The organism is Nocardia amikacinitolerans NBRC 108937, from assembly GCF_001612615.1.
In the GTDB taxonomy this organism is placed as follows: Bacteria; Actinomycetota; Actinomycetes; order Mycobacteriales; family Mycobacteriaceae; genus Nocardia; species Nocardia amikacinitolerans.
On the sequence record NZ_BDAU01000094.1, the window covers coordinates 1 to 1292 of the forward strand.

At 65.2% G+C, this 1292-nt stretch carries 1 protein-coding gene and 1 CRISPR repeat array; the gene reads right to left on the bottom strand.

The annotated features are described in order from the left end of the window. Nucleotides 1-38 precede the first annotated feature (38 nt). Nucleotides 39-365: direct repeats of the CRISPR family, unit length 35 nt; unit sequence AGCGCCGAGCCTCCGGGCTCGGCGAGAATCTCAAC. Between the two features lie 144 nt (nucleotides 366-509). Next, nucleotides 510-1292 (bottom strand): tyrosine-type recombinase/integrase (locus NAM01S_RS33605; protein WP_218018501.1); only part of this gene is annotated, 783 nt, incomplete at its 5' end.

Consider the following 1292-nt stretch of genomic DNA (forward strand, 5'->3'; position numbering starts at 1 on the left):
GCCGGACGCAATTCGCTGGAAACGCACCGTGGGTGCGCAGCGCCGAGCCTCCGGGCTCGGCGAGAATCTCAACGAGGGAGGGCCACTGCGATGAGCGACGTACGAGAGGCAGCGCCGAGCCTCCGGGCTCGGCGAGAATCTCAACTGGACGATCCGCCAACGCCCTTTGGTGAGCAGGCACCGGAAGCGCCGAGCCTCCGGGCTCGGCGAGAATCTCAACAATCGCAAGATCACTGGCGCGGCGGGGGTTTTGGAGGCAGCGCCGAGCCTCCGGGCTCGGCGAGAATCTCAACCTCGGCGTACTCGACGACCTGCTGCCAGTTCTCGAGCAGCGCCGAGCCTTCGGGCTGGGCGACAATCTCGATGTGATGGCGGTGTCGCGGATCAGACCACGGGATTTGGCAGCGCTGAGCTCCGGCTCTGCCTCGAATCTCAGCTCGAGAAGCGGAAGGTCGCGGAACGCGTGCGTCCTATCCACGGCGCACTCCACACTTCGAACGCGCACCTGTTCAGCTGGATACGGGTTGCATCGTGATACCCGTGCTTCCTGACGGTGCGATCGGCGCCGGTTGGTCGATGCCGGATAGGGGGTGGCTCTCGCCGGTCAGTGTCATGAGTGCCTCTATGACCTCCGGTAGTCCGGCCTTGACGTAGATGAGGGTGGATCGGGATCCGGGGCCGTTGCCGGGTCCGGTATGGCCGGCGTAGGCCCGCGCGACTGCGATACCGAACTCGCGTTCCACGAAGGTCAGGGTGGTGTGGCGGAACCAGTGCGCGGTGACTTGGAGGGCGGCGGCCCAGGGAAGGTGGGCGCGAAGACGCTGGTTGAGGGTGTCGTAGCGACGGCGGCCAATGGCGCGGCCGTTGCGGTAGCGGAACACTCGATCGGTTCGGGTTATGCCGCCTCGATCGTGAATGTGTTGGACGAGGTGCCGCATCAAGGTTGGTGATATCGGTTGCCATCGGAGGGTGCCTCCCTTTTCCCTAAGTCTGACGAGGCAGTGCTCGATGTTGAGGTCGGCTACTCGCAGGCGTAGTGCGCCACCGCGGCGGCATGCGGTCTCGATGTGGAAGCGGACTAGCAGCGCATCGAGTTGGGGATCGTTGCCTGTGGTGGATGCGATGTGTGCGAGTTGGTTGACTTGTTGGGTGGTGAGCGCGTGGCGGGCGCTCGCCAGTTGGCTGGGTTTGCGCACCGCTGCGGCTGGGTTCGTGGAGGGATGAACGAAGCCGTCACGCTCGGCGTGTCGGTAGAGGTGCCGGAGGGCGGAAACGAACATGCGGGCCGCACT